This is a genomic window from Paenirhizobium cremeum, from assembly GCF_047553425.1.
In the GTDB taxonomy this organism is placed as follows: domain Bacteria; phylum Pseudomonadota; class Alphaproteobacteria; order Rhizobiales; family Rhizobiaceae; genus Allorhizobium; species Allorhizobium cremeum.
In genome coordinates this window covers 2,304,911-2,329,277 of the sequence record NZ_CP180217.1, presented here as the reverse complement: position 1 = coordinate 2,329,277, position 24,367 = coordinate 2,304,911, and the positions used below count along the sequence as shown (strand labels likewise).

Sequence of the window (24,367 nt, the reverse complement as noted above, 5' to 3'; positions counted from 1 at the left end):
GGTAGCCGGTAGCCGGTAGCCGGTAGCCGGTAGCCGGTAGCCATCCATCCCGGCGTTTCTGTGACCTGCGCCGGTCCTTGCCTTTAAAGCGGTATCGCAAGGCGTTTGAGGGCGCAATACGCGGTCGGGAAAGGCGATGGATTGACCCGGATGGGCCGATGTCCTAATGAGCACGTGCTGAACCGTCCGCGCTTGCCGCGGGCGGTTTCGTCGTTTTGGCGATGCCTTTGTGCTAATCGCTTGCAACTGCAAAGGAGAGATGGATGTCCGCCGAAAAGAATGGATTCGTCCAGCGGCTGGCCTTCTGGGGTATTCCGCTGTCGTTCGGCGTCATGGGGCTGAAACTGCTGGCCTGGTATGTGACCGGGTCCGTGGCTCTCCTTTCCGACGGGCTGGAATCCACCGTCAACGTGGTCGCGGCCTTCATCGCGTATTTCGTCATCCGCTATGCACAAAAGCCGGCCGATGCCGATCATCCCTACGGGCATCACAAGGCGGAATACATTTCGGCGGTTCTGGAAGGCGTGCTGATCGTCGTGGCGGCGTTGCTGATCGTCAACGAAGCGGTCGGCCATCTGGCGGCCCCGGCCATGCCGGAAGCGCCGGTTCTCGGTCTTGCGATCAATGCGGGCGCCGGCCTAATCAACGGCATCTGGGCCATGACCCTCATCCGCATCGGGAAATCGCATCGCTCGCCGGCGCTTTCTGCCGATGGTCATCATATCTTTTCCGACGTCGTGACCTCTGTCGGCGTGCTCATCGGGCTGGTGCTGGCGCTTCTCACCGGCTACGCGATCCTCGACCCGGCGCTTGCCATTCTGGTGGCGATCAACATCATCTTCCAGGGCTGGAAGGTGATTTCCCACTCGGTCGACGGCCTGATGGACAAGGCGGTGGAGCCAGCGGAGGAAGAGGCGATCAAGCAGGCGATCGCTGCAAACTCAGCAGGTTCCCTCGGCGCGCATTACCTGCGCACGCGCAGGGGCGGGGCCGTGACCTTCGTCGCCTTCGATCTGGTGGTGCCGGCCAAGATGACCGTTCGCGAAGCCCATGTGATCTGTGACCGGCTTGAAATGGCCATCCATAATGCGCTACCGGGCGCACGCGTCACCATTCACGTCGAACCCGAAAACGAAATGCCCCACGGGGTCGGCGTCAAAGTTCAGGAGCAGAACCCATGAGCAAGACCGATGTCAGCGGGCTGTCGCAGCTCGGAAGCAATGTCGAGGCGCCGACCAGCCCCGAGGCCGCTGTGCTGGAGCGGGTGCCGAACGGCAATGCCGGTACCGATTACGTCGTGCGTTTCACCGCGCCGGAATTCACCTCGCTTTGCCCGATGACCGGGCAGCCGGATTTCGCCCATATCGTGATCGACTACATTCCGGGCGAGTGGCTGGTGGAATCCAAGTCGCTGAAGCTTTTCCTGTTCTCCTTCCGCAATCACGGGGCGTTCCACGAGGATTGCTCGATCTATATCGCCAAGCGCATCGTCGAACTGCTCGATCCCAAGTGGCTGAGGATCGGAGCCTACTGGTATCCGCGCGGCGGCATTCCGATCGACGTCTTCTGGCAGACGGGTGCCGCACCGGAAGGTGTGTGGCTGCCGGAGCAGGGTGTCGCGACCTATCGCGGACGCGGCTGAGGCTCAGCTATTGCTTGAAGGATGGCTTGTCGTGAAAGGCCATTCGTTTCAACGGTCTGGAGGCGGGAGCGAAGACATTGATTCCGGTCCCCGCCTGCTTCCCTGACCCCAGGACGAACAAAAACGGCGGCTCGGGGAGCCGCCGTTTGCATGTGGGGATGAATTCGGATCAACCGAAAGCGATGGCCGCGCCGCCGAAGACGGTGGCAACGCCGAGAAGGCGGGTAACCAGCGGGCCGAGGCGCGAAAGCGCGATGCCGAGGCCGACGCCGGCTGCGTGCAGCAGGGCAGTCGAGATCACGAAGCCGAGGCCGAATTGCAGGGCGCCGGCCGAGCCGAGCTCGCCGCCATGGGCGTGGCCGTGGAACAGGGCGAAGAGGCCGACGATGGCGGCGCAGACAGCAACCGGCAGGCGGACGGCGGAAGCGACCAGCAGGCCAAGACCGATGACGGAAGCGAGGATTGCCGGCTCGACGAAGGGCAGGCCGATGCCGCCAACGGCAAGTGCGAAGCCGAGCGCCATGGTGCCGACGAAGGCTGCGGGAACGGCGATCAGCGCGCGGCCGCCGATCTGCGAGGCCCAGAGACCGACTGCGACCATAGCCAGGATATGATCGGCGCCGAACAGCGGATGGGAGACGCCGGCCATGAAGGAGCCGTGCTCTTCGGGATTGAGATGGGCGAAGGCCGGTGCAGCGGCAGCGGCAAAAATGGCAGCGGTCAGTGAAAGGCGTTTGAACATGGTTGTCCCTCTTTTTGGTCGACACGGCGCCCGGAAATCAGTCGCGCCGGCCTTCGTCTATATGTCATGCGGCAGACTAGCGTAAGGGTTTTGTGGCTGTCCATGACAAAAGACCTGCAGCGCACAATGCCGCGCGGCGCAGGCGGGTGCTGGCGGGATCGCGGCAAGGCAAGGTCGCAGCCGGGATATCATCAAGTGGAACGAGAAAGCCCTATCTTGGGCGGGGCTTCCTTGTCTGACTTTTGAAGTAGCTCCTGGCGATGCTTCAGCGCTGCGGATGGGCGTTGAGCACCTCGGCGCAGCGGGAGAAGCTCAGGCCTTCGCCATCCGTGTCGTTCGAGGCGCGGATTGCAACGATATGCTGGGAGGGGTCGGCGGTGATCTGCAATTCGCAGAACAATTCTTCGTAACGCGGCGGTGCGATCATCTGCGGCTGCGGCTGATAGATGCCGGTGGTGGTCGTCTTGGTGACGGTGACGCCGGGTTTTGTTTCCCTGGTCTCGGTGCGGGTCGTCGTCTGGGCGGGCGTCGGAGTGGAATAGGTCGGTGGGATGTAGCGGGTCTTGTCGCCGCCGCGCCAGGTGTAGAGCACGTTGCCGCTTGCCATCGGAAACTCGGAGACCGGTGGACCGTACTGGGTGAAGAAGACCTCGACCGGCTGGCCGATCCAGCGGGACTGGATCACGGTGTTGGCCTCTTCCGTGGTGGTGCAGCCGGAAAGAACGATGGCGACGGCAGCAGCCGCGGTAAGGCGAAGTCTCATGTCTGATTACCCCTCTCAATCGGCAGTGTGTTGGCAGGTTCGCGATCCGGCGCGAACAGGACGATGCGTTCACCATCGCCATTGCAGGACGAGGGCGCGACGCCGAATGGGCGCCACGTTAAATATCCCGAAATCCGCGATACAATAGCTTCCCGCCTATGCACCCAGATTTGGCCGTGCATAGCGTCTTTTGGACGTTCGCGAGCGTGGCGGGTCGGTTTCTGCTTGCTCGTTGAAATACCCGCCCCATATTGGAGAAGTGGTGCAGATGTTCGACCTGATGAACGGAGGAGATGGGACGTGTTCGCATTCGACAACAGCTACCAGCGGCTGCCGGAGCGTTTCTTTCGACCCGTCAGGCCCGCTACCGTCAGGGCGCCCCGCCTGATCCGCTTCAACGAGGCGCTTGCCGAAGAGCTCGGGCTCGATTTTTCCGGCGTCGACGATGCGCGGCTTGCCGAGGTTTTTTCCGGCAACGACCTGCCGGATGGTGCGGCGTCGCTCGCCATGGCCTATGCCGGCCATCAGTTCGGCAACTTCGTGCCGCAGCTCGGCGACGGGCGGGCGATCCTGATCGGCGAGGTGGTGGACCGCAACGGCATGCGCCGCGACGTCCAGCTCAAGGGAGCCGGCGCAACACCCTTTTCCCGCAATGGCGACGGGCGGGCGGCACTCGGCCCTGTGCTTAGGGAATACATCGTTTCCGAGGCCATGCATGCGCTCGGCATTCCGACCACACGGGCGCTTGCGGCGGTTCTGACCGGCGAGCCGGTGGTGCGCGAGACCCTGCTTCCCGGCGCCGTCCTGACACGGGTGGCGGCAAGCCATATCCGCATCGGCACCTTCCAGTTCTTCGCCGTCCGCGGCGATACGGACGGCCTTCGCGTGCTGGCCGACCATGTGATCGCCCGGCATTATCCGGAGATCGCGGAGGATGACGACAACCGCTATCTGGCGCTGCTGACGGCCGTCGCGGGGCGGCAGGCGGAACTCGTGGCGCGCTGGCTTTCCGTCGGCTTTATCCACGGGGTGATGAACACCGACAACATGGCCGTTTCCGGCGAGACGATCGATTTCGGCCCCTGCGCCTTTCTCGACGAATACGATCCGCGTAAAGTCTTCTCCTCCATCGACCAGCGTGGCCGCTATGCCTATGCCAACCAGCCCGGCATCGCGCAGTGGAACCTCGCGCGTTTCGCCGAGGCGCTGCTGCCGCTCTTTTCCGCGCGGGAGGAAGAGAGCATCGAGTCGGCGAACGCGGCGCTGGTCGAGTTCGGCCGCATCTTCCAGGAGCACTGGATCGGTCTTTTCCGCCGGAAGATCGGCATTGCCGGCAACGTAGAGGGCGACGTCGAGCTGGTGAACGGTCTTCTCGCCCTGATGCATGAAGGGGAGGCGGACTTCACGCTGACTTTCCGCGCTCTCGGCAAGGTCGCCGGCGGCGCGGACGACGAGGTGCTGCTCGCGCAGTTCAAGGAGCGCTGGGGTGTGGGGGACTGGCTCGAACGCTGGCGGAAACGTCATGGCGGGCGGCTGACGCCGGCGGAACGGCAGGCTTCGATGGACGCCGTCAATCCCGCCGTCATTCCGCGCAATCACCGCATCGAGGACGTAATCGCCGCTGGTCTTGCGGGCGATTTCGGGCCCTTCGAACAGATGCTCGCGGCTCTGGAGCGACCTTATACGGAGGACCCCGCCCATGCGGATTACGCCCTGCCGCCGATGCCCGCCGAGAAGGTGATGCGGACGTTCTGCGGAACCTGAAGATCGCCGTATTCAGGACGAAGGATTTCGACACCTGAAGCTGTGCCACCCCTGCAATTTAAAGGCGTATTAATTTCGGGTGCGTGCTAATGTGGTGATGCCAGAGGAGGGCATTGCCATGAAATCCATAGTCTTCGCCGCGGGGGTGATCCTGTCTCTATCGACAGCGGCTCTTGCCTTTTCAGAATTCGATGCGACGTCGTTCAAGGACTTTTCAAGCCTGGTTTCGACTTCGACGACATGGCAGAACCAGTCCGGTTCGACCATGACGATCACTGTAGACAGCAATGATCAGGTCAGCGGGCAATACATCAATCGTGCGTCCGGTACGGGGTGCCAGAACTCGCCCTATCCGATTAGCGGTCGGGTGAACGGCAACTTCATTGCGTTTGCGGTGGCCTGGGACAACGGCACGGAGAACTGCAACTCGGTGACGGGCTGGGCCGGCTATGCGCAAGCCAGCGGTTCGACTATCGAGATCGTCACCCAATGGAATCTTGCCTACCAGGGAGGCGGCGGACCTGCGATCGAGCAGGGCAAGGATCTGTTCACATATGTGCCGGCAAAGAACACGGCATCATTTCTAATGAAATAATCCGCCGATCCGGCTGGCCGGGGAGATGCAGGACCGGAGCAGGGGATGCAATACCATCCTCCGCTCCGCATCCCGCTTCGGCAATTCCTTGATCCGCCGGTTTCAACTCCTGCGGATCATACGGCGAAAAAGACGCTAGGAGGCTCGCGGCAACAGGCGTTCGATACCCCTTCTTCCAGAGGTCCATCGATCTTCCGACAGCCGGGTGGGCTTCTCTGCCGCAACTTGACCGATTGGGCGTCGGAAACTGGTCGTACGGTATTTGTAGAATGTCGCATTAAGGACGCGATGACGCTTCCGGAAACCCTAAGATCGGCGCAAATCATCAATCAGGGTTTGTTCCTATGGCAGAGTTTCCGACAAAGGCTAAAGTCGTCATCATCGGGCTGGGCGGTATCGTGGGCGCCTCCGTCGCGCATCACCTTATCGAACGCGGCTGGGACGACATCGTCGGCATCGACAAGTCGGGCATTCCGACCGATATCGGTTCGACGGCGCATGCCTCCGACTTCTGTTTCATGACCAGCCATGACTTCCTGTCGGTCTGGACCTCGCTTTACTCGCTCGAATTCTACGAGAAGATGGGTCACTACGCCCGCATCGGCGGCATAGAAGTCGTTCGCGCCGGCGACGACACATGGATGGAGGAAGTCAAGCGCAAGGTGACCTCCGGCAAGGCCTTCGGCACGCGCGCCAGCCTGATTAGCGCCAAGGAAGTCAAGGAGAAGTTCCCGCTCGTCGAGGAAGAGGTGGTCGCGGGCGGTCTCTGGGACCCGGACGCAGGCCTCGTCATTCCGCGTTCGCAGACGGTTGCCGGCAAGCTGGTCGACGCCGCCGAGAAATCCGGCAAGCTGCAGATGTTCGGCAATACGCCGGCAAAATCGCTGATCGTCGAGAACGGCCGCGTCAAGGGCGTCGTCACCCATCGCGGCACGATCATGGCGGATCACGTCATCGTCTGCGCCGGCCTGTGGGGCCGCCTGATTGCGGGCATGGTGGGCGAAGACCTGCCGGTTATGCCGGTCGACCACGCGCTCACCTTCTTCGGTCCCTTCAACGAGTTCGAGGGCACCGGCAAGGAGATCGGCTATCCGCTGCTGCGCGACCAGGGCAACTCCGCCTATATGCGCGACACCGGCGACCCGAAGACCACCGAGGGCGGCCAACTCGAATGGGGCTACTACAACCCCGAAAATCCGCGCATGTGCCATCCGCGCGATTTGCTCGAAAAGGAGCAGGCGCGCCTGTCGCCCTCGCAGCGCGACCTCGATCTCGAGGCCGACGGCCTGATGGAAGGCCTAGAGCGGGCGATCGAGCTTACGCCGATCCTCGGCGAACTCGGCTACAATGAAAGCCACTCGTTCAACGGCCTGCTGCAGGTATCGGCCGCCGGCGGTGCATCCTGCGGCGAGAGCCAGAAGGTGCGCGGCCTCTGGTACTGCGTCGGCATCTGGGTCAAGGACGCTCCGGGCTACGGCAAGCTGCTGGCAGACTGGATCACCGACGGGCGCACGGAAGTCGACCATTCCTCGATCGATTTCGCCCGGTTCTATCCGCACCAGATGCAGGAAGACTTCATCCTCGGCCGTTGCTCCGAGGCCGCCTGCAAGATCTATTTCCCCGCCGTTCACCCGCGCGAACCCTATGCCACCGGCCGCAACATCAAACGCTCGCCCTTCTATGAGCGCGAAGTCGAGCTTGGCGGCTATTTCATGGAGCTCGGCGGCTGGGAACGCGCCCATGGCTACAAAGCCAACGAGCATCTCCTGGAGAAGTACGGCGACAAGGTGCCGGTGCGCGAGGCGGAGTGGGACAACCGTCACTTCTGGCGCGTTTCGAACGCCGAACATCTCGCCATGAGCGAGGATGTCGGCATCATCAACCTCTCGCATTTCTACATGTTCGACGTCGAGGGACCGGATCATGTGGAACTGATGGAGTGGCTCTGCGCCGCGAAGATCGGCGGTGACGCCAATATCGGCAAGGGTATCTACACCCATTTCCTCGACGACGAGGGCAATGTCCGCGCCGACCTTACCGTCATCCGCATGGCCGATCGCTGCCGTGTCATCGACGGCGCCGACGCCGGCCCGCGCGATTTCCATTATGTAAAGCGCGTCGCCGAGGACAGGGGCTTCGACGTCACCGTTACCGATGTGTCGGAGAAATACACGACCATCGGCATATGGGGCCCGAATGCGCGTGAAACGCTGAAGAAGGTGGTTGCCGATCCGGCTGGCCTCGATGTCGAGAATTTCGCATTCGCCGCGATCAAGCCGATCGAGATCGCCGGCAAGACGGTGACTGCCTTCCGCATTTCCTATGTCGGCGAGCAGGGCTGGGAACTGCACATGAAGTACGAGGACGGCCTTGCCGTCTGGGATGCGCTGCGCGCCACCGGCGCGATGGCCGTCGGCGTCGAGACCTATGCGAACTCCCGCCGCATGGAAAAGAGCCTGCGCCTGCAGAACGCGGACCTCACGACCCAGTACAACCTGATCGAAGCCGATCTCGCCCGTCCGAAGGTCAAGGAAGCCGATTTCCGCGGCAAGGCCAAGCATCTGGAGTACAAGGCCCGCGAACAGCAGCCGGCCATGCTCTGCACGCTGGTGATGACGGAAAACACCGATGCCAACGGCGTGAAGCGTTATCCGGTCGGAGCAATGCCGGTCATCGATCCGGCAACGGGCAAGACGCTGGTCGACAGCTTGGGCCGTATCTCCTACACGACCTCGGTCGCCTACGGCCCGACCATCGGCAAGAACATCGCGCTCGCCTACCTGCCGCAGGAATATTGCCAGGTCGGCCGCAAGCTGAATGTCGAATATTTCTGCGAGACCTACCCGGTCGAAGTCGTTGCCGTCGGCTACAAGCCGCTCTACGACCCCGAAAACCTGAAGCCGCGGAGCTGAGGTTTAACGGCAGGGTTGTAAAACCGGCAACGAGTTGAAAACCCGTCGGCTGCAAGGCCGGCGGGTTTTCTCATCTTACGGGAGGACGAGTATGGCGAACCTACTGCACCATCCGCGCGACGGGGGCGAATTTGCTGAGGCCGAGCCAGTCCTGCATGTTGCGGGCGAGCGTCGGATCGCCTTCCACGCTGAGGGCGCCGTTTTCGGTTTCCCGGCGAACGGTGGTCAGGCCCATCCAGATGGCTGTCATGGAGCGAAGAGAGCTTTTCACGAGCAGGTCGAGTTCGTAGCCCGGGTCGAAGTTGCAGACGTCGGTCGTGCCGTTGTCGATCAGCAGCCACCAGCTTTTCTGGGTGGCTGAAAGTTCCGGGTACAGAAACTGTATCGTACAGCGCCGGCGGGGCAGGTGGCTGAGGTCCAGATTGCGGCGCATGTCCCACATCAAAAGCGAGGGGTCGAGGTTCTTCAGCGAGAGCCGGGATTCGATCCATCGCTGCGCCCATATGCCGAGCCCCATGATGAGGGGGCGCAGTTCCTCGCCCGATGCCGAGAGGCGGTATTCGGTGGTGCCGTTCTGCAGGCGGTCGATCACGATGACGCCGGCCTGTTCCAACTCCTTCAGGCGCTTGGAGAGCAGGGTCGGGGACATTTTCGGCACGCCCTTGCGCAGCTCGTTGAAGCGCGTTGAGCCGCACAGAAGCTCGCGGACGACAAGCGTTGTCCAGCGGGAGCAGAGAATTTCCGACGCCATCGACACCGGGCAGAACTGCCCATACCCACCATAGTCCTGCATGTGGGATCCTCCTGTGGCTGTGCCATCGGTCACAATAGTCAAAAACGCCGCGGCTGCCAATCATCCGCGCTTTCATGGGGCTTGGCCGGAAAATTGACGAGGTACATTTCCTGAACTGGATATAACCCGGCAAGGCGCGCAGACTCCTCATCGTTGCAAGTCAATAGGAGGAAAGAGACATGCACGGCATGGCTGAAACGGTGTCGGCGAGGGACGCCGGCACCGACACCGAAATGAGCATTACCGAGATCGCACGGCGGCTTGCGCCGGTTCTGGCGGAACGCGCGGCCTCACATGATGAAAACGACCGCTTCGTCAGCGAGAATTACGCTCTCCTCAAGGAGGCAGGGCTGGTCGAGGCCGGCGTGCCCGTCGAACTCGGCGGGCGTGGAGCCGAGGTCCGGGAACTTGCGGATATGCTGCGCATTCTTGCGCATGCCTGCGGTTCGACGGCGCTCGCCTTTTCCATGCATACCCATCAGGTGGCGATCCCGGCATGGCGCTGGCGTCATCAGAAGGTGTCCGTGGTCGAGCCGCTTCTGCGGCGGGTCGCGGCGGAACGCCTGATCCTGCTTTCCAGCGGCGGGTCCGACTGGATCGGCGGGTCCGGCCGGGCCGAACGGGTCGAGGGCGGATACCGTGTCACGGCGCGCAAGGTCTTCACATCCGGCGCCGAGGCGGGTGCGGTGCTGATGACCGGGGCGATCCACGAGGCGGAGGACGGGTCGCGGTCCGTCATCCATTTCGGCGCGCCGATGAAGGCGCCGGAAGTCCGGATCGACAACACATGGCGCAGCCTCGGCATGCGCGGCACCGGATCGAACGACGTCTCCATCGAGAACCTGTTCATTCCCGATGCCAATGTCGCGTTTTCCCGCAAGGCGGGCGAGTGGCATCCGGTCTTCCAGATCATCTCGACCATCGCCTTTCCGCTGATCTATGCCGTTTATCTCGGCGTGGCCGAAAGCGCGCGGGATATCGCGATGGACATGGCGCGGAAACGGCCGCCGAGCGATTGCGTGACCGAACTCGCCGGCCAGGTCGACACGGCGCTGCGGGCCGCGCAGATCGCACATCGTTCCATGCTGGATGTGGTGGAGCGAAACGCGCCGTCCGCCGATACGGTGAACGAGATCATGATCGGCCGCTCGCTGGTGGCGCAATACGCGATCAGGGCGACGGAGCTTGCGATGGAGCTTGCCGGCGGGGCATCCTTCTACCGCGCAAACGGGCTGGAGCGGCGTTTCCGCGATGTGCAGGGCGCGCGGTTCCATCCGTTGCAGTCCGGACCGCAGGCCCGCTATGCGGGTGCCATGGCGCTTGGCCAGCCGGTCGACCGGATCTTCTAGAGCGCAGCCAACAAAGGCGGGGCGGAGGCCGGTCTTCACGCCGGTTGCTCCGCCCCATCACGGGCTTCTCAGCCCGCCCTCTCCCCGCAGTCAAGGTGAGTGCGTTTGCAATCCCGGCGCCATGGGCGCTGGGATTGCAGGATGAGCCGATCAGCCGACCCTAGCGAGTTTCGTTGCTTCCGGGTCGTAGACGTGGCCGAAGCGGTTTGCGAGGAAATCGGAGAGGGCGATCTCTTCCTGGCGGACGAAGCCCCTAGCCGGCAGCTTGCCTTCGGCGAGCAGGTCGAGAACCGTGCAGATGCCGGCGGCGGTGGTGATCTGGATGGCGCTCATCCGGCGACCGCCGACAATGCCTGCATAGACCTTGTTGGCATAGGTTTCCTGCATGAACCGGCCGTCCTTCGTGCCGCAGACGGTGACGAAAATCACCACGACGTCCTGCATGGTGGCGGGAAGGGCGTTTTCGAACAGGTCCTTCAGGATGTCGCGGCGGTTCCGGAGGTTCAGGTCGTTCAGAAGCGCTTTGACGATGGCCTGGTGGCCCGGATAGCGGATGGTGCGGTAGTTCATCGTGCGCACCCGGCCTTCCAGCGTCTTGCAGAGCGTGCCGAGGCCGCCCGAGGTGTTGAAGGCCTCGTAGGTCACGCCGTCGAGGGAGAACTCCTCGCGTTCCTCCATGGCCGGAACGGTGACGAGGCGGCCCTCGACGATGGCTTCGCAGGGCTCGATATATTCGTTGATGAGGCCGTCGGTGCTCCAGGTCAGATTGTAGTTGAGGGCGTTGGACGGGTATTGCGGCAGCGCGCCGACGCGCATGCGCACGCTGTCTAGGCTGTCGAAGTTCTTTGCCAGATCGTGGGCGACGATGGAAATGAAGCCCGGAGCAAGCCCGCATTGGGGAATGAAGGCGCTTTCTGCGCCGGCGGAAAGGGCTTCCACCTTGCGGGTGGTGGCGACGTCTTCGGTGAGGTCAAGATAGTGCGTGCCGGTGCGGGCGGCGGCCTCGGCAATCGCACCCGTCAGGTGGAACGGGGCGGCCGAGAGAACGGCGAAACGGCCCTTGAGCAGCGCGTCGAGCGCGGCGGCGTCGGCAATGTCGACGACGGCGGTCGCGATCGCCGGATGGGCCTCGACGGCGGCCAGTTGCGCCTCGCTCCTGTCTGCGACGGTGACGCGGTAATCGCCGCTTGCCGCCAGCATCAGGGCGATCGCGCCGCCGATTTTGCCCGCGCCCATGACCACGATGTCTTTCATTGCATGACCCCTCTTGAAATTCGTCAGATATGAACAGGATGCCGTGGTGTCTGGTCGATTCATAGTGGCGGAAAGCGCTATTCGTGGTATGAAATTGATCTAATTGCCGAATGGATTTGTCACAATGCAACTGACCGACAAGGACCGCGAACTGATCTCCCTGCTCGGCGAGAATGCCCGCATGCCCGTCGCCACCCTTGCCAGGCGGCTGGGGCTTTCGCGCACCACGGTCCAGGCACGGCTGGAGCGGCTGGAGGAAGGCCAGGTCATCACCGGTTATGGCGTCAGGCTGTCCGACAGCTATGTCAGGGACCTGATCCGGGCGCATGTGCTGATTACCATTGCGCCGAAGTCGCTTTCGGCCGTCACCAACGAGCTTGCGGCGATCCGGGAGGTGACGGCGCTGCATTCGGTCAACGGTCCCTACGATCTGATCGCCATCATTGCGGCGCCTTCCATCGCCGAACTCGACCGGCTGATCGACCGCATCGGCGAACTCGCGGGCGTGGAACGGACGTTGTCCTCGATCATCCTGTCGACGCGGATTTCGCGCTAGGGCCAGACTCGGGCGGGGGCAGACGTTCTGACGCGGTTTCCTATGAAGCCTGTGGGATGCGCCGCTAACGGGCTGTTCACCGGTTCCGTGCCTTGTCTTTTTCCCGCATTGTTTTAGGACATGAGTCGCACTATGTGCGGGAGAACGAAGCCCAAGTGGAGATGATCCGGATGAACGAAGACGAAGACGACAAGAGCAAGGAACTGCCGATCGGCAAGGAAACGGAAGCGAACCTCTTCAAGTCGCGTTCGATCTTCATCTATGGCGGGATCACCATGGAGCTGGCGCAGAAGGTCTGCACCCAACTCGTGGCACTCGCGGCAGCCTCGGACGACGACATCCGCGTGTTCGTCTGCTCGCCGGGCGGCCATGTGGAAGCCGGTGACGCGATCCACGACATGATCCGCTTCATCAAGCCGAAGGTCTGGATCATCGCGACCGGCTGGGCGGCCTCTGCCGGCTCGCTGATCTTCGTCGCCGTTCCCAAGGAACGCCGTCTGGCGCTGCCGAATACCCGGTTCCTGATGCACCAGCCGTCCGGCGGTACGCGCGGCATGGCCTCCGACATCGAGATCCAGGCCCGCGAAATCATCAAGATGAACCAGCGCCTGATAAAGATCTACGCCAAGGCCACCGGCCAGTCGGAGGAGAAGATCGCCAAGGACATCGACCGCGACTACTGGCTTTCGGCCGAAGACGCCGTGGCCTATGGTCTCGTCGGCAAGATCATCGAGAGCCACGCCGACATCGGCTGAACGGCTCTTCGCATCAAGATACAAAAAGCCGCCGGGTCGACCCGGCGGCTTTTTGCGTTCGCCGGATGCCGATCAGATGATCGGGCAGCCGCGACGATTGGCGAAGCGGATCAACTCCGGACCGCGGCGGGTATACCCTTCGACGGTGATCGAACGTTCTGTGACGCGCACCACCTGCGGGCGGCGCAGGCCTTCGTCGAGGGCGGCGGCACGGGCCTCGCCCGGGCTGCAGCCGCGGTCACGGTCGCGGACGATCGGGCGCACGCCATCCGGGCCGATGCGCAGTTCGACATCCTGGGCGGAGGCAGGGGCTGCAAACGGGACTGCCAGCGGCAGCGTGGTGAGGGCGAGCGTGGAAACGAGCGCGGTGCGCAGGAATTTCGCGGACATGTTGGGTCCTCCTTCAATGTCGTGGCGGAAAAAGTCTGCCGCGGCACAAAAGTTCCCGCGCGTCAGACAGGTATCGCAGGATTCAACGCCACTCGTGAGGCCGTTCGCCCATTTGGGGACGGTTCGTGACCAGCGGCAGGGCACCCCCTGAACGCTCCGCGTAAGCCAGCGCATCCGCTTCGTCGTTGAAGCCGATGAAGATCATCGACAGCGATTTCGCCTTCGGCGCACCCTTCTTGCGATAGGCGAGTTTCACCGCGCAATGGGGAAAGGCCGCGTCCGGCACTGCGCGTTCGGGCAGGGCATCGAGGTCTCGGATTTGGGTGGTGGGTGGCGGCCTCGTGGCATGGTGGGGTGTTGTGGATCAGGGGGGCTCAGACGTATATTGTGGTCTTTGGTGGTCACTTTATGAGGTGTCGCGATGGCGAGTATCGGTGTGAAGGAAGCCAAGGCAGGGCTCTCGGGGCTGGTCGATGACGCGGCCTCAGGCGAATTCGTCACCATCACCAGGCATGGCAAGCCGGCGGCGGTGCTGGTCAGCGTCGAGGCGGCGGAGGCAGCCAAGCGGGCGCTCGCCAAGGACCGGCCCAGCCTTGTGGCGCATCTCAAACTGTTTCCCGCCGATGTGGATCTCGATGACGAGGTGTTTGCGCGGAACCGGCAGCCGTCGCGCGAGATCGAGCTGTGAGCGACTATCTCCTCGATACGGATGTGCTGTTGCTGCTGTCTCGGGGCGTGTGAACGTGCCGGAAGGGTTTGAGGCCTGGGCGGAGGCGCAGGAGCTGGGTGGGACCATCAACCTCGTAGGTGTCGATCCACGAGATCGAGAAGGGTATCCGGCTGCTGGAGGCTAAGGGCGTCGTACAGAAGTCGCGGGCGCTGGAAGCGTGGTTACGGCCGCTGGTCGCGAGGCTGGGAGAGTTCATTCTGCCTGCCGATGCGGAGGGAGCTAATCCAGGTGCGTCGGTTCCAATGATTGCCCGGACTGCGGCGTTTTATGGGCTTACCGTGGTGACCCGGAATATGCGGCATTGCGAGAGTCTGGGGTTGGAGTTATGGGGGTGGAGTTAGGACAAAAAGGTGAGTTTGCAGCCGATTTGAACTCCGATTTTTTCTAACAAACTTCTTGCACTTTGACCGCCTAGATGTAAGCGCGGCTCTTAACTGAGTAAGCGAAACCAATCTCGAACTGCCAGCTTGAGCCGGTCGCGTTCATCCGCCGCAAGAGGACAGCAGTGAGCTATCGGACCTCGTAACAAATTTAGCTGGTTTAAGACCCGGCTTACCGCACTCTTTGACGATATGACCGGCACAAACAGGTCAAAGTTATCAGTGATGATCTGCGATAGTTGTCCAAATGTGGTGTAATCAATAGGGTTGTCTGACCGAAGAGTTATAGCGGCCTGCTCCTCCCTATTTTTGATTGCTTGAACTTCATTCTTGATACCGGGTGCAACTCGATTGGTGCTCCACCAATCCACACCCTCTGCCTCTATAAGAGTGTCGGTTATCAGTTTTCTGATTGAAACCTCCAGACAGTAAAATATTTCGTAGTATTCGGACATCCACGAGGCGTCGTCTCTGATGGACTGTTCGAAGTTCGAATAATCCTCGTGTTTCCGCGCTTTTCGAGCTTCCTTTGCGGTCCTTAAGTTAATGCCCTTGTCTCGCTCGATCTTGCTCATCTCAGAAGAAATCTGCGCCCCGCTCATGCCAAATGCGCGAAGATAGATATCTGTTTTCTCACTCATCTGAGTTTCTCAGCAGGTTTGCCTTTAGGCTCTTAAATATTGCGTTAAAAACCTCAATATCGGTGGTCTCGGGCAAGTTTAGGTTTATGGTGTATCCGAGATTCAGTCTGACGTTCTCATCTCTTGGGTTCGACTGCAGATGTTGAGCAAAGTTATTGTGTTGCGGTGCAGGGAAAACACTTTCATTGTATCGCTCGTCGCCGCCTACTGAAGTTTCTTGCTCAGAGAAATCGGCCAATGAAATCAAGTTCTTTACGGTGCTGAATGTAAGCGTGAGGGCCCTCGCGTCTTTCGCATAGCCCGTTTCCTGCATTATTATCTCTTTTAGTACTTTATCATCACATTCGTGCAGATACTCGTTACGTTGATACAAGGGGCTATAAGCGCTCTTGATCGCTGTAGCCAACGCTCGTCCGCCATCGGTTCCTCTGTATCCTCTGTAGAGATCAGTCGGGCTTCCATCTGATGTAGCGAACCCAAGTCTCTTTAGAAAAGTCGTCATTTGGGCGCCGGAGCTACCTGTTATTCCCAATTTCGTTTTCACAAAGTCTTGGGACACTTTAGGGGGTGTCGCGGCAGCTTTTATCGCAGCGAATGCTTTCGCGATGTTTCCCGGAGAAGCCAGATATGGAATATTGCTCATACGGTCCGACCATCCTTCCAGATTCTATCAGTAGCCAATATGCACTCTGCGGTAGAATTTGCCGTAAGTGAAGGCCACCTTTATCTAGTATGGGGCGTTTTCACCGCTTCTTGGCATTTGATTTTCCTCACGTCTGATCGTGTTCTATCGCAGCCACTTGTGCTGCTATCGGCTGAGCACACGCGTCCTCATGCGAACTCCATGCTCCTTCGTCATGCTCGGCCTTGTGCCGAGCGTCTGCTGTGGCATCGGCACTCTCGACCGTGCCGCCTGCCGCCAGCGGCAGTAGATCCTCGGGACTGCGCCCGAGGATGACGGCGGTGGGCCTTGTGGGCACGAAAAACCCGCCGAATTTCTCCGGCGGGGTCAGCATTCCCTCAGTCGTCAAACGTTACCCAAGCGCTCAGAACTCCACAGCCCGATCGCCGTTCTCGTCCTGAATGCGGGTCGGCAGGCCGATCTTGTTCAAGAGGTTGATGAACGGCTTGGGCGGCAGTTCTTCGACGTTGGCCATCTTCTTCACGTCCCATTCGCCTGTGGCGACCAGCATGGCGGCTGCGACCGGGGGGACGCCGGCGGTGTAGGAGATGCCTTGGCTTCCCACTTCGTTATAGGCTTCCTTGTGGTCGGCGACGTTGTAGAGGAAGACGGTCTTTTCCTTGCCGTCCTTGAAGCCCTTTACGTAGTCGCCGATGCAGGTCTTGCCTTCGTAGTTGGGGGCAAGCGAAGCCGGGTCCGGCAGGCAGGCCTTGACGACCTTGAGGGGTACCACTTCGGAACCGTCGGCGAGCTTGACCGGCTGTTCGGAGAGGAGACCGATCGACTTCAGGACGGTGAAGACGTTGATGTAGTGATCGCCGAAGCCCATCCAGAAGCGCACGTCGGCGCCGTCCATGTTCTTGGCCAGCGAATGCACTTCGTCATGGCCGCAGAGATAGGCGCGGCGGGTGCCGACCACCGGCAGGTCGTAATCCTTGCCGATCTCGAACATCTTGTTGACCTTCCATTCGCCGCCCTGCCAGGAATAGACGACGCCGGTGAATTCGCGGAAGTTGATTTCCGGGTCGAAGTTGGTGGCGAAGTATTTTCCGTGGCTGCCGGCATTGATGTCGACGATGTCGACGTCGGTCACCTTGTCGAGATATTCGTCCTTGGCGAGACGGGCATAGGCGTTGACGACGCCCGGATCGAAGCCGGCGCCGAGGATGGCGGTGATGCCCTTTTCCTCGCATTCGGCGGCACGCTTCCACTCGTAGTTTCCGTACCACGGCGGCGTTTCGCAGATCTTGTTCGGCTCTTCATGGATCGCGGTGTCGATATAGGCGACGCCGGTATCCATGCACGCGCGCAGCACCGACATGTTCAAAAAGGCGGTGCCGACATTGATGACGATCTCGGACCTGGTCGACTTGATGAGGGCCTTGGTCGCCTCGATGTCGAGGGCATCAAGCGCGTGGCCTTCGAGCACGCCCGGCTGCTTCATGGCCTTCTTCTCATGGACCGACGCGATGATCTTGTCGCACTTGGCCTTGGTGCGCGAGGCGATGTGGATGTCGCCGAGCACATCGTTGTTCTGGGCGCATTTGTGCGCCACGACCTGGGCGACGCCGCCGGCGCCGATGATGAGCACGTTCTTCTTCATGATGGGGACCAACTCCTTATGTCCAATCGTCAGAAGCCTTACGAGAGGCTTTGTTCGTAGTCCGCGTAGGAAAATTCACGGACCGTTCTGATGCTGCCATCCAGTTCACGGATGGCGATTGCCGGCATTTTCACGCCGTTAAACCAGTTTTTCTTGACCATCGTGTAGCCGGCGGTGTCCTGGATCGAGATGCGGTCGCCGACATTCAGTTCGTTTTCGAAATCGAACTCGCCGAAGATGTCGCCGGCCAGGCAGGACTTGCCGCAGACCATGTAACGATGCGGTCCCTGGTTGGGATGAACCTTCGCGCTTTCACGATAGATCAGCAGATCCAGCATGTGCGCTTCGATGGATGAATCCACCACGACAAGGTCCTTGCCGTTGTAAAGCTTGTCGAGAACGGTCACTTCGAGCGTGGTCGACCTGGTGATCGAGGCCTCGCCGGGCTCCAGATAGACCTGAACGCCGAATTCGCCGGAGAAACGCTTGAGGCGTTCGGCGAATTTCGTGAGCGGGTAGTTGTCGCCGGTGAAATGGATGCCGCCGCCGAGCGAAACCCAGTCGGCCTTTTTCAGGAGGGGTGAGAACTTTTCCTCGATCTGGCCGAGCATCTTGTCGAACAGGTCGAAATCGCCGTTTTCGCAGTTGTTGTGGATCATGAAGCCGGAGATCATGTCCATGACCGGCTCGACCTTGGCCATGTCCCATTCGCCGAGGCGGGAAAAGGGGCGGGCGGGGTCGGCGAGATCGAAGCTCGACGAGGAGACGCCGGGATTGAGGCGAAGACCGCGGACGATGCCCGAGGACTGCTTCTCGAAGCGCTGCAACTGTCCGATGGTGTTGAAGATGATCTTGTCGGCGTGGGACACGACCTCGTCGATCTCGTAATCGGCGTAAGCCACCGAATAAGCATGGGTTTCCTTGCCGAAGCGCTCGTGGCCGAGACGGACCTCGTTGAGCGAGGAAGAGGTCGTGCCGTCCATGTATTCGCGCATCAGGTCGAAGACCGACCAGGTGGCAAAGCATTTCAGCGCGAGCAGGGCCCTGGCGCCGGAGAGTTCGCGCAGTTTCGCGATCTTCTCCATGTTCTGCAGGAGCTTCGACTTGTCGATGAGGTAGTAGGGAGTCTGGATCAAGGCTCTATCCTTCGTGAACCCAGCCATATCAGGCGGAAGTGAACGGGACGCCCCGAATGCGTCGGAGGGGGGTCCATAGGCAAAAGGGGGCAAAAAGGCAAGCGGCCGGAGGGGTTTTCGAGCATTGCCAAGGGGAATGCCCGATCATCGTGACGGCTGCGTGACGGATTATCGATGCCGCAGGGCGAATGGGAGGAGGGCGGCCGGGCGGTGTTGCGTTGCGCTGACGTGGGGACAGCCATGCGCCAAGCGGATGGCAATCTTTAGCAATCCGCAAGTTATCCGCCGCTAACATGGGCAAAATCACCTAATCATGACTTGCGATGCATCTCGACCTTGCCACCATCCTGATCCTGCACCCGCTATCGCTGGTCGTTGGCGCCATCTGCTTCCTTTACCTGCGCTGGCACTCGAGGTGCAGCCATGGGCTCGGCACGATGGCTGTCGCCCTTCTGCTTCTGGCTGCCGGGTCGCTGCTGGCCGGTGCCGGCGCCAATGGGCAGGTCGACTATGCGATCTGGACTTTTGTCAGTTTCATTCTCGGTCCGGTGTCCTACGCCTTTTTCTGGATCGGACTGCTTAGTCTTTTGCATGAGCGAGGTGCGGGGCGGGGCTGGTGGGTCCTGGTGCTGCCGATCGTCCTGTCGGTCGCGGCTCTCGCGACGGGCTTCCATCTCGATAATCTCTCTCGCGCTACCGTTTTTCTATCGGTGATGGGCGGTTTTGCGTTGGCGAGCGCCTGGCTGGTTGCCAGCGATCCGAAGATCGAGGGATTGAAGAGCCGCTACGGGCTGGCCGGCGTGCTGGTCTTCAAAGCCGTTATCGCCTTCGTTACGATTGCCAGCATCGCCTTGCCGCAGACGGTGGCGGTTACCCCGCCCGAGACGTTTCTCGTACTCATCCTCTGCCAATTCGCCATAGCGATGTTCGTCCTTATCCTGGTGCAGGAGCGATCGGAGAAGCGCTTGATCGCACTGACCGAAACCGACAGCCTGACGGGGATCCGCAACCGGCACTGGTTAATGGATCGGATGCCGCGGCAGGCGGGTATGGGAAGCGCCTTCGTTATTTTCGACATTGACCATTTCAAGCACGTCAACGACCGGTACGGACATCAGGCTGGGGACCAGGTGCTGACCGCGGTGGCGCAGAAGATGGCTCGGCTGCTCGGCGCGCAGGCGCTTCTTGCCCGCATGGGCGGCGAAGAATTCGGCCTGTTCCTGCCGCAGGCGACGGCCGAGACGGCGATGGCGAAGGCCGAATTGTTGCGTCAGGCGGTCGAGGCGCTGATCGTCGAGCATGACGGTGTGCGAATCCCGGTGACCCTGAGCGCCGGTGCAGCCGTCGCGCCAGCGGCCTTATCGATGACGCGCCTCGTCGCCTGCGCCGACGAGGCGCTCTATTGCGCCAAACGCGCCGGGCGCAACCGTGTGCGGCTGTTTGCCTTCGAAACTGCGACAGATGAGGCGACAGCGGCGAGCGATGAGGCCCACACCCAGGAAAAATACGCCTGACGGGTGGGGGTGCCGGCCGTTTTCGGGCCGTCGAGACCTTGCCAGCATCGTGCGAATTTGATTGGCCTTGGCGAATTTCAAAGCACATTCCTGGGATGCCGCCATGCTGAAAGACCTTTCCCCCCAGAGTTTTTTCATGGGTTGCCTGACTGCTTTCGTCGGCTTCGCCAGTTCCTTCGCCGTCGTGTTGCAGGGGTTGAAAGGGGTCGGGGCAACGGACTTCGAGGCAGCCTCGGGCCTGATGGCGCTTTCGGTTTCCATGGGCGTCTGCGCCATCGTGCTCAGCCTGTGGACGAAGCTTCCGGTCTCTATCGCGTGGTCGACGCCCGGCGCGGCGCTGCTTGCGACCGCCGGGGTGCCGGAAGGGGGATTTCCTGTTGCTGTCGGCGCGTTTCTGGTCTGCGCCGTCCTGATTATCATCGCCGGCCTGTTCAAGCCGCTCGGCAAGGCCGTTGCCGCCATTCCGGCGCCGATTGCCAATGCCATGCTGTCGGGCGTCATCCTCGGTCTCTGTTTCGCGCCCTTCAAGGCAATCGCCTTCGATCCGCTGTTCGGTCTGCCGATCTTTGCCGCCTGGGCGGTGGTTGCCGCCTTCAAGCGGCTCTATGCCGTTCCGGCCGCACTTCTCGCCTTTGTTCTGGTGATGGCGTTCGGGGTTGAATTGCCCGATGGGGCCATGGCGAACTGGGCAGCATCGCTTGCGCCGCCGATGGAACTGGTGACGCCAGCCTTCACCCTGCCGTCGCTGATCTCGATTTCGCTGCCGCTCTTCATCGTCACCATGGCCTCGCAGAATATTCCGGGGATCGCGGTGCTGAAGGTCAATCATTACGATCCCAATCCCGGCCCGCTGTTTGCGACGACGGGACTGTTTTCGCTGTTGTCGGCTCCCTTCGGCGGGCATGCCGTCAATCTGGCGGCGATTACGGCGGCCATGTGCTCCGGCGAGGACGCCCATCCCGATCCGAAGAAGCGCTACTGGGCGGCGATCATCGGCGGCGTCGGCTATGTGATTCTCGGCCTTCTGGCCGGTGCGGTTACGGCCTTCGTCTCGCTCGCGCCGCCCATTCTCATTCAGGCGGTTGCCGGGCTTGCGCTGATCGGGGCGTTTTCCGGCTCTGCCCTTGCGGCTTTCAAGGACGCCGAAACGCGCGAGGCTGCAGCCGTCACCTTCCTGATTACCGCGTCCGGCGTGTCGTTCGGCGGCATTTCCGGCGCCTTCTGGGGGCTTGTCGCGGGCGGCCTCATGCTCGGCCTGCTGAATTTCGCCAAGGCATGGCGGGGGTGAGCGGAGGGTTGCCAGTGATGACGGGTGAGGCTGCGAACATGCAAATGACGTACTTGCCAAGCGCAACGAAGCGTGACTATAACGCTCGCATGAAGATCTCGGGCGAACACATCACCGCTTCATTCGACGCAGGCCGCATTCCGGCCGGCGCGTCGGTTCTCGCCCTAAACTCGCTTCTTCTTAGCCTTATCCGCGGTTGCCGGGTCCATTGAGGAGCGCCCGGCGGCCGGTTAGCCGCGTGGCACAGCTCCTCGGATAAAATCCCAGTTTTTGCAGCATGAAAGGCCTTCGACGGCCAGGCGTCTGTACCAGCCCCACAACGAAGACGGCGGGCAGATGCGGAAGAGGAAGACGATGAACGAGATGAGCGTGAATACAGCCGGTGTGAAGCACGGCATGCCCGAGGCGGCCAAGAAATACCGCCCCTATCCGCAGATTGACATCAAGGACCGCACCTGGCCGTCCAAGACGATCACCAAAGCGCCGATCTGGTGTTCGGTCGACCTGCGCGACGGCAACCAGTCGCTGGTCAATCCCATGGGGCACGACCGCAAGGCCCGCATGTTCCAGCTGTTGCTGGAGATGGGCTTCAAGGAAATCGAGATCGGCTTCCCTTCCGCCTCGCAGACCGACTTCGATTTCGCCCGCTGGTGCGTCGAGCAGGGCAATGTGCCCGACGACGTGTCGCTGCAGGTGCTGGTGCAGTGCCGGCCCGAACTGATTACCCGCACCTTCGAGGCGCTGGAGGGGGCTAGGCGCCCGATCATCCATTTCTACAATTCCACCAGCGAGTTGCAGCGTCGTGTTGTGTTCGGCAAGGATGTGGCCGGCATCAAGCAGATCGCCGTCGACGCCGCCAAGATGATTACCGACATGGCCGCCAAGGCCGGCGGCGGTTTTCGTTTCGAGTATTCGCCGGAGAGCTTCACCGGCACCGAACTGGACGTGGCGCTGGAAATCTCCAATGCCGTTATCGAGATCATCAAGCCGACGCCCGATAACAAACTGATCCTGAACCTGCCCTCGACGGTCGAGATGTCGACGCCGAACATCTATGCCGACATGATCGAGTGGATGTGCCGCAACATCGACAACCGCGAGAACGTGCTGATTTCGCTGCATCCGCATAACGACCGCGGCACCGGCATCGCCGCGACCGAACTCGGCCTGATGGCCGGCGCTGACCGCGTGGAAGGCACACTGTTCGGCAATGGCGAGCGCACCGGCAATGTCGACGTCGTGACGCTGGCGCTCAACATGTACACCCAGGGCGTCGATCCCGAACTGGATTGCTCCGACATCGAGCGGATCAAGGCCGTCTACGAATATTCCAACGAGATGACCATTCCGGAGCGCCATCCTTATGTCGGTGAACTGGTCTACACCGCTTTCTCGGGTTCGCATCAGGATGCGATCAACAAGGGCATGAAGGCGATCAAGCAGTCGAATACCGGCCTCTGGGAGGTGCCTTACCTGCCGATCGACCCGCAGGACGTCGGCCGGACCTACGAGGCGATCATCCGCATCAACTCGCAGTCCGGCAAGGGCGGCATCGCCTACATCCTGCAGCAGGATTACGGCATCAACCTGCCGCGCAACCTGCAGGTGGAGTTCCGCGAGGACATCCAGCGGATTACCGACGAGGAAGGTGTGGAACTGCCGTCGAAGCGTATCCATGAGCGTTTCATCGAGCGTTATGTCGAGCAGCCGGGCGCCCGCCTCAAATTCGTCGATCACCACACCTATCCCGATCCGGGCCAGAAGGGCCGCCGTATCATCGCCGCCGAAATTACCGACCATGGCGAGGTGAAACGGATCGAGGGGCAGGGAACCGGTCCGATCGACGGCTTCATCAACGCCCTGTCGACCTATCTCGGCATCGACCTTTCGGTTGCCGACTATTCCGAGCATTCGCTGCAGCACGGCTCCAACGCTTCGGCCATAGCCTATGTCGAGATGGTCCATCCGGGCGGCAAGCTGTTCGGCGCCGGCATCAACACCAACATCGTGACGGCTTCGCTGGAAGCGATCGTTTCGGCGGCCAACCGCGTGCTCGAAGAGCGGGCGAAGGCCTGACGGGTGGCACTTCACGCCGTCATCGCCGGCGATCCTCATGCAGCAGCGCCGCTGGTGCTGCTGCATGGCTTCGGCGGTGGCGCCTTCGCCTGGCGGCGGGTCACGGCCCTGCTGCCGTCGGATCTGCCGGTGATTGCCTACGATCTTCCAGGGCATGGAGGTTCGCTGGGAGCGGATGGCCTCGGCGGAGCGGGGCGCATGGCGAAGGCTATCCTGTCCGATCTCGAGGGACGGGGCATTTCCGTCTTTCATCTTGCCGGCCATTCGCTCGGCGGGGCGACTGCCGCCCTGATCGCGCTTCGCCGGCCTGAAGCGGTGGCGAGCCTGACGCTCGTGGCGCCAGGCGGTTTCGGGCCGGAAATCAACCATCGGGCGCTTCGTCGCTACGGCCTTGCCGAAACGGCCGATGAACTGCGCGCGGCCATGGAAATCATGGTTGGCTATAATTTCGATATTCCCGAGGATATGGTCCGCGACACGCTGGAGGCGCGTCGCGCGGGCGGCGCGCTCGAGGCCTTGCGAACCGTCTTCGAGGCAATCGTTTCCGCCATGTGCGAAACGGGGCCGGCGCAGGGACAATTGCCGCTTGACGATATCCTCTCCCTGCGGATGCCCCTGACATTGCTCTGGGGGCTTGAGGACTGCATCCTGCCGCCGCATCAGAGCGCTGTCAGCGGGGACGGCGTTGCAATCCGTCGCATCGCCGGGGCCGGTCACATGCTGGTTGACGAATGCCCCGGGATCGTTGCCGAGGAGATCGGGCGGGCAGTCTCGGCCGCGGGCTGAATGCGTTTTAGCGGAT

Annotated in this window: 23 protein-coding genes; 13 read left to right on the top strand and 10 right to left on the bottom strand. The window is 61.5% G+C overall.

From position 1 onward, the window contains the following. Window positions 1-263 precede the first annotated feature (263 nt). Entirely contained in the window at window positions 264-1,181 is a 918-nt protein-coding gene (locus ACLBKR_RS11515) for a cation diffusion facilitator family transporter (protein WP_113487342.1), read from the top strand. Further along, on the top strand, window positions 1,178-1,642 hold the full coding sequence (gene queF, locus ACLBKR_RS11510) for a preQ(1) synthase (RefSeq protein WP_113487344.1): 465 nt from the start codon (window positions 1,178-1,180) through the stop codon (window positions 1,640-1,642). Before ACLBKR_RS11515 ends, queF begins: the two co-directional genes overlap by 4 nt. 169 nt (window positions 1,643-1,811) lie before the next feature. On the opposite strand, the gene ACLBKR_RS11505 is transcribed toward queF, so the two are convergent. Then, entirely contained in the window at window positions 1,812-2,384 is a 573-nt protein-coding gene (locus tag ACLBKR_RS11505) for a HupE/UreJ family protein (protein WP_112831055.1), read from the bottom strand. Between the two features lie 265 nt (window positions 2,385-2,649). Next, the gene (locus tag ACLBKR_RS11500) at window positions 2,650-3,147 is read right to left on the bottom strand and encodes a hypothetical protein (protein WP_113487346.1); all 498 of its coding nucleotides are present in this window, start codon (window positions 3,145-3,147) and stop codon (window positions 2,650-2,652) included. A gap of 300 nt (window positions 3,148-3,447) precedes the next feature. Here ACLBKR_RS11500 and ACLBKR_RS11495 point away from each other — a divergent pair, with 300 nt between their 5' ends. The 3 genes from ACLBKR_RS11495 to ACLBKR_RS11485 all read left to right on the top strand — a co-directional run bounded on the left by ACLBKR_RS11495 (window position 3,448) and on the right by ACLBKR_RS11485 (window position 8,418). Continuing rightward, entirely contained in the window at window positions 3,448-4,911 is a 1,464-nt protein-coding gene (locus ACLBKR_RS11495) for a protein adenylyltransferase SelO (RefSeq protein WP_414899329.1), read from the top strand. A gap of 118 nt (window positions 4,912-5,029) precedes the next feature. Further along, entirely contained in the window at window positions 5,030-5,506 is a 477-nt protein-coding gene (locus ACLBKR_RS11490) for an avidin/streptavidin family protein (RefSeq protein WP_113442753.1), read from the top strand. Window positions 5,507-5,850: 344 nt separating this feature from the next. Then, window positions 5,851-8,418: an FAD-dependent oxidoreductase gene (locus ACLBKR_RS11485; protein WP_113448874.1), complete on the top strand. Its 2,568-nt coding sequence runs from the start codon at window positions 5,851-5,853 to the stop codon at window positions 8,416-8,418. Window positions 8,419-8,518: 100 nt separating this feature from the next. On the opposite strand, the gene ACLBKR_RS11480 is transcribed toward ACLBKR_RS11485, so the two are convergent. Beyond that, window positions 8,519-9,211, bottom strand: coding sequence for a winged helix-turn-helix transcriptional regulator (locus tag ACLBKR_RS11480; RefSeq protein WP_112831049.1), 693 nt, complete (start codon window positions 9,209-9,211; stop codon window positions 8,519-8,521). A gap of 233 nt (window positions 9,212-9,444) precedes the next feature. Between ACLBKR_RS11480 and ACLBKR_RS11475 the strand changes: the two genes are divergently transcribed. After that, window positions 9,445-10,560: an acyl-CoA dehydrogenase family protein gene (locus ACLBKR_RS11475; protein WP_414901782.1), complete on the top strand. Its 1,116-nt coding sequence runs from the start codon at window positions 9,445-9,447 to the stop codon at window positions 10,558-10,560. Window positions 10,561-10,710: 150 nt separating this feature from the next. Here the strand turns inward: ACLBKR_RS11475 and ACLBKR_RS11470 are convergent, their stop codons facing one another. Next, window positions 10,711-11,814, bottom strand: a complete 1,104-nt coding sequence (locus ACLBKR_RS11470; protein WP_113448875.1) for a saccharopine dehydrogenase family protein — start codon at window positions 11,812-11,814, stop codon at window positions 10,711-10,713. A 124-nt stretch (window positions 11,815-11,938) separates the two neighbouring features. Between ACLBKR_RS11470 and ACLBKR_RS11465 the strand changes: the two genes are divergently transcribed. Together ACLBKR_RS11465 and ACLBKR_RS11460 are read left to right on the top strand one after the other, a co-directional pair. Further along, window positions 11,939-12,370 (top strand): Lrp/AsnC family transcriptional regulator, encoded by a 432-nt coding sequence (locus ACLBKR_RS11465; RefSeq protein ID WP_113442758.1) that lies wholly within the window; start codon window positions 11,939-11,941, stop codon window positions 12,368-12,370. A 170-nt stretch (window positions 12,371-12,540) separates the two neighbouring features. After that, window positions 12,541-13,125: an ATP-dependent Clp protease proteolytic subunit gene (locus ACLBKR_RS11460; RefSeq protein ID WP_113442798.1), complete on the top strand. Its 585-nt coding sequence runs from the start codon at window positions 12,541-12,543 to the stop codon at window positions 13,123-13,125. 72 nt (window positions 13,126-13,197) lie between these two features. Here the strand turns inward: ACLBKR_RS11460 and ACLBKR_RS11455 are convergent, their stop codons facing one another. Both ACLBKR_RS11455 and ACLBKR_RS11450 read right to left on the bottom strand, forming a co-directional pair. Further along, window positions 13,198-13,515 (bottom strand): hypothetical protein, encoded by a 318-nt coding sequence (locus ACLBKR_RS11455; protein ID WP_113442759.1) that lies wholly within the window; start codon window positions 13,513-13,515, stop codon window positions 13,198-13,200. Between the two features lie 82 nt (window positions 13,516-13,597). Beyond that, window positions 13,598-13,801, bottom strand: a complete 204-nt coding sequence (locus tag ACLBKR_RS11450) for a hypothetical protein (RefSeq protein ID WP_414899328.1) — start codon at window positions 13,799-13,801, stop codon at window positions 13,598-13,600. Between the two features lie 135 nt (window positions 13,802-13,936). Between ACLBKR_RS11450 and ACLBKR_RS11445 the strand changes: the two genes are divergently transcribed. Next, window positions 13,937-14,203 (top strand): type II toxin-antitoxin system Phd/YefM family antitoxin, encoded by a 267-nt coding sequence (locus ACLBKR_RS11445; protein ID WP_414899327.1) that lies wholly within the window; start codon window positions 13,937-13,939, stop codon window positions 14,201-14,203. 472 nt (window positions 14,204-14,675) lie between these two features. Here ACLBKR_RS11445 and ACLBKR_RS11440 read toward each other — a convergent pair whose 3' ends face one another. The 4 genes from ACLBKR_RS11440 to ACLBKR_RS11425 form a co-directional block, all read right to left on the bottom strand. Next, window positions 14,676-15,266, bottom strand: coding sequence for a Swt1 family HEPN domain-containing protein (locus ACLBKR_RS11440; RefSeq protein ID WP_414899326.1), 591 nt, complete (start codon window positions 15,264-15,266; stop codon window positions 14,676-14,678). Next, the gene (locus ACLBKR_RS11435; protein WP_414899325.1) at window positions 15,259-15,909 is read right to left on the bottom strand and encodes a DUF5343 domain-containing protein; all 651 of its coding nucleotides are present in this window, start codon (window positions 15,907-15,909) and stop codon (window positions 15,259-15,261) included. Before ACLBKR_RS11435 ends, ACLBKR_RS11440 begins: the two co-directional genes overlap by 8 nt. Before the next feature lie 403 nt (window positions 15,910-16,312). Beyond that, entirely contained in the window at window positions 16,313-17,551 is a 1,239-nt protein-coding gene (locus ACLBKR_RS11430; RefSeq protein ID WP_414899324.1) for a saccharopine dehydrogenase family protein, read from the bottom strand. Window positions 17,552-17,589: 38 nt separating this feature from the next. After that, window positions 17,590-18,687, bottom strand: coding sequence for a carboxynorspermidine decarboxylase (locus ACLBKR_RS11425; protein WP_113448380.1), 1,098 nt, complete (start codon window positions 18,685-18,687; stop codon window positions 17,590-17,592). A gap of 323 nt (window positions 18,688-19,010) precedes the next feature. Between ACLBKR_RS11425 and ACLBKR_RS11420 the strand changes: the two genes are divergently transcribed. From ACLBKR_RS11420 to ACLBKR_RS11405, 4 genes are all read left to right on the top strand, one after another. Further along, complete coding sequence (locus tag ACLBKR_RS11420) at window positions 19,011-20,201, top strand: GGDEF domain-containing protein (RefSeq protein ID WP_113487357.1); 1,191 nt, start codon at window positions 19,011-19,013, stop codon at window positions 20,199-20,201. Window positions 20,202-20,304: 103 nt separating this feature from the next. Further along, window positions 20,305-21,489, top strand: a complete 1,185-nt coding sequence (locus tag ACLBKR_RS11415) for a benzoate/H(+) symporter BenE family transporter (RefSeq protein WP_113448387.1) — start codon at window positions 20,305-20,307, stop codon at window positions 21,487-21,489. 363 nt (window positions 21,490-21,852) lie between these two features. Beyond that, complete coding sequence (gene leuA, locus ACLBKR_RS11410; RefSeq protein WP_113339296.1) at window positions 21,853-23,565, top strand: 2-isopropylmalate synthase; 1,713 nt, start codon at window positions 21,853-21,855, stop codon at window positions 23,563-23,565. Window positions 23,566-23,568: 3 nt separating this feature from the next. Beyond that, window positions 23,569-24,351 (top strand): alpha/beta fold hydrolase, encoded by a 783-nt coding sequence (locus ACLBKR_RS11405; RefSeq protein ID WP_113448377.1) that lies wholly within the window; start codon window positions 23,569-23,571, stop codon window positions 24,349-24,351. The last annotated feature ends 16 nt before the right edge of the window (window positions 24,352-24,367 follow it).

What these genes read in the sequence shown, in the direction of transcription:
- ACLBKR_RS11480 (WP_112831049.1), bottom strand. Translation starts at nt 9,211, where the DNA reads ATGCAGGACTATGGTGGGTATGGGCAGTTCTGCCCGGTGTCGATGGCG.
- ACLBKR_RS11445 (WP_414899327.1), top strand. Translation starts at nt 13,937, where the DNA reads ATGGCGAGTATCGGTGTGAAGGAAGCCAAGGCAGGGCTCTCGGGGCTG.
- ACLBKR_RS11465 (WP_113442758.1), top strand. Translation starts at nt 11,939, where the DNA reads ATGCAACTGACCGACAAGGACCGCGAACTGATCTCCCTGCTCGGCGAG.
- ACLBKR_RS11515 (WP_113487342.1), top strand. Translation starts at nt 264, where the DNA reads ATGTCCGCCGAAAAGAATGGATTCGTCCAGCGGCTGGCCTTCTGGGGT.
- ACLBKR_RS11470 (WP_113448875.1), bottom strand. Translation starts at nt 11,814, where the DNA reads ATGAAAGACATCGTGGTCATGGGCGCGGGCAAAATCGGCGGCGCGATC.
- ACLBKR_RS11420 (WP_113487357.1), top strand. Translation starts at nt 19,011, where the DNA reads ATGCATCTCGACCTTGCCACCATCCTGATCCTGCACCCGCTATCGCTG.
- ACLBKR_RS11440 (WP_414899326.1), bottom strand. Translation starts at nt 15,266, where the DNA reads ATGAGTGAGAAAACAGATATCTATCTTCGCGCATTTGGCATGAGCGGG.
- queF (WP_113487344.1), top strand. Translation starts at nt 1,178, where the DNA reads ATGAGCAAGACCGATGTCAGCGGGCTGTCGCAGCTCGGAAGCAATGTC.
- ACLBKR_RS11415 (WP_113448387.1), top strand. Translation starts at nt 20,305, where the DNA reads ATGCTGAAAGACCTTTCCCCCCAGAGTTTTTTCATGGGTTGCCTGACT.
- ACLBKR_RS11475 (WP_414901782.1), top strand. Translation starts at nt 9,445, where the DNA reads ATGAGCATTACCGAGATCGCACGGCGGCTTGCGCCGGTTCTGGCGGAA.
- ACLBKR_RS11485 (WP_113448874.1), top strand. Translation starts at nt 5,851, where the DNA reads ATGGCAGAGTTTCCGACAAAGGCTAAAGTCGTCATCATCGGGCTGGGC.
- ACLBKR_RS11490 (WP_113442753.1), top strand. Translation starts at nt 5,030, where the DNA reads ATGAAATCCATAGTCTTCGCCGCGGGGGTGATCCTGTCTCTATCGACA.
- ACLBKR_RS11435 (WP_414899325.1), bottom strand. Translation starts at nt 15,909, where the DNA reads ATGAGCAATATTCCATATCTGGCTTCTCCGGGAAACATCGCGAAAGCA.
- ACLBKR_RS11430 (WP_414899324.1), bottom strand. Translation starts at nt 17,551, where the DNA reads ATGAAGAAGAACGTGCTCATCATCGGCGCCGGCGGCGTCGCCCAGGTC.
- ACLBKR_RS11500 (WP_113487346.1), bottom strand. Translation starts at nt 3,147, where the DNA reads ATGAGACTTCGCCTTACCGCGGCTGCTGCCGTCGCCATCGTTCTTTCC.
- ACLBKR_RS11455 (WP_113442759.1), bottom strand. Translation starts at nt 13,515, where the DNA reads ATGTCCGCGAAATTCCTGCGCACCGCGCTCGTTTCCACGCTCGCCCTC.
- ACLBKR_RS11505 (WP_112831055.1), bottom strand. Translation starts at nt 2,384, where the DNA reads ATGTTCAAACGCCTTTCACTGACCGCTGCCATTTTTGCCGCTGCCGCT.
- ACLBKR_RS11460 (WP_113442798.1), top strand. Translation starts at nt 12,541, where the DNA reads ATGAACGAAGACGAAGACGACAAGAGCAAGGAACTGCCGATCGGCAAG.
- leuA (WP_113339296.1), top strand. Translation starts at nt 21,853, where the DNA reads ATGAGCGTGAATACAGCCGGTGTGAAGCACGGCATGCCCGAGGCGGCC.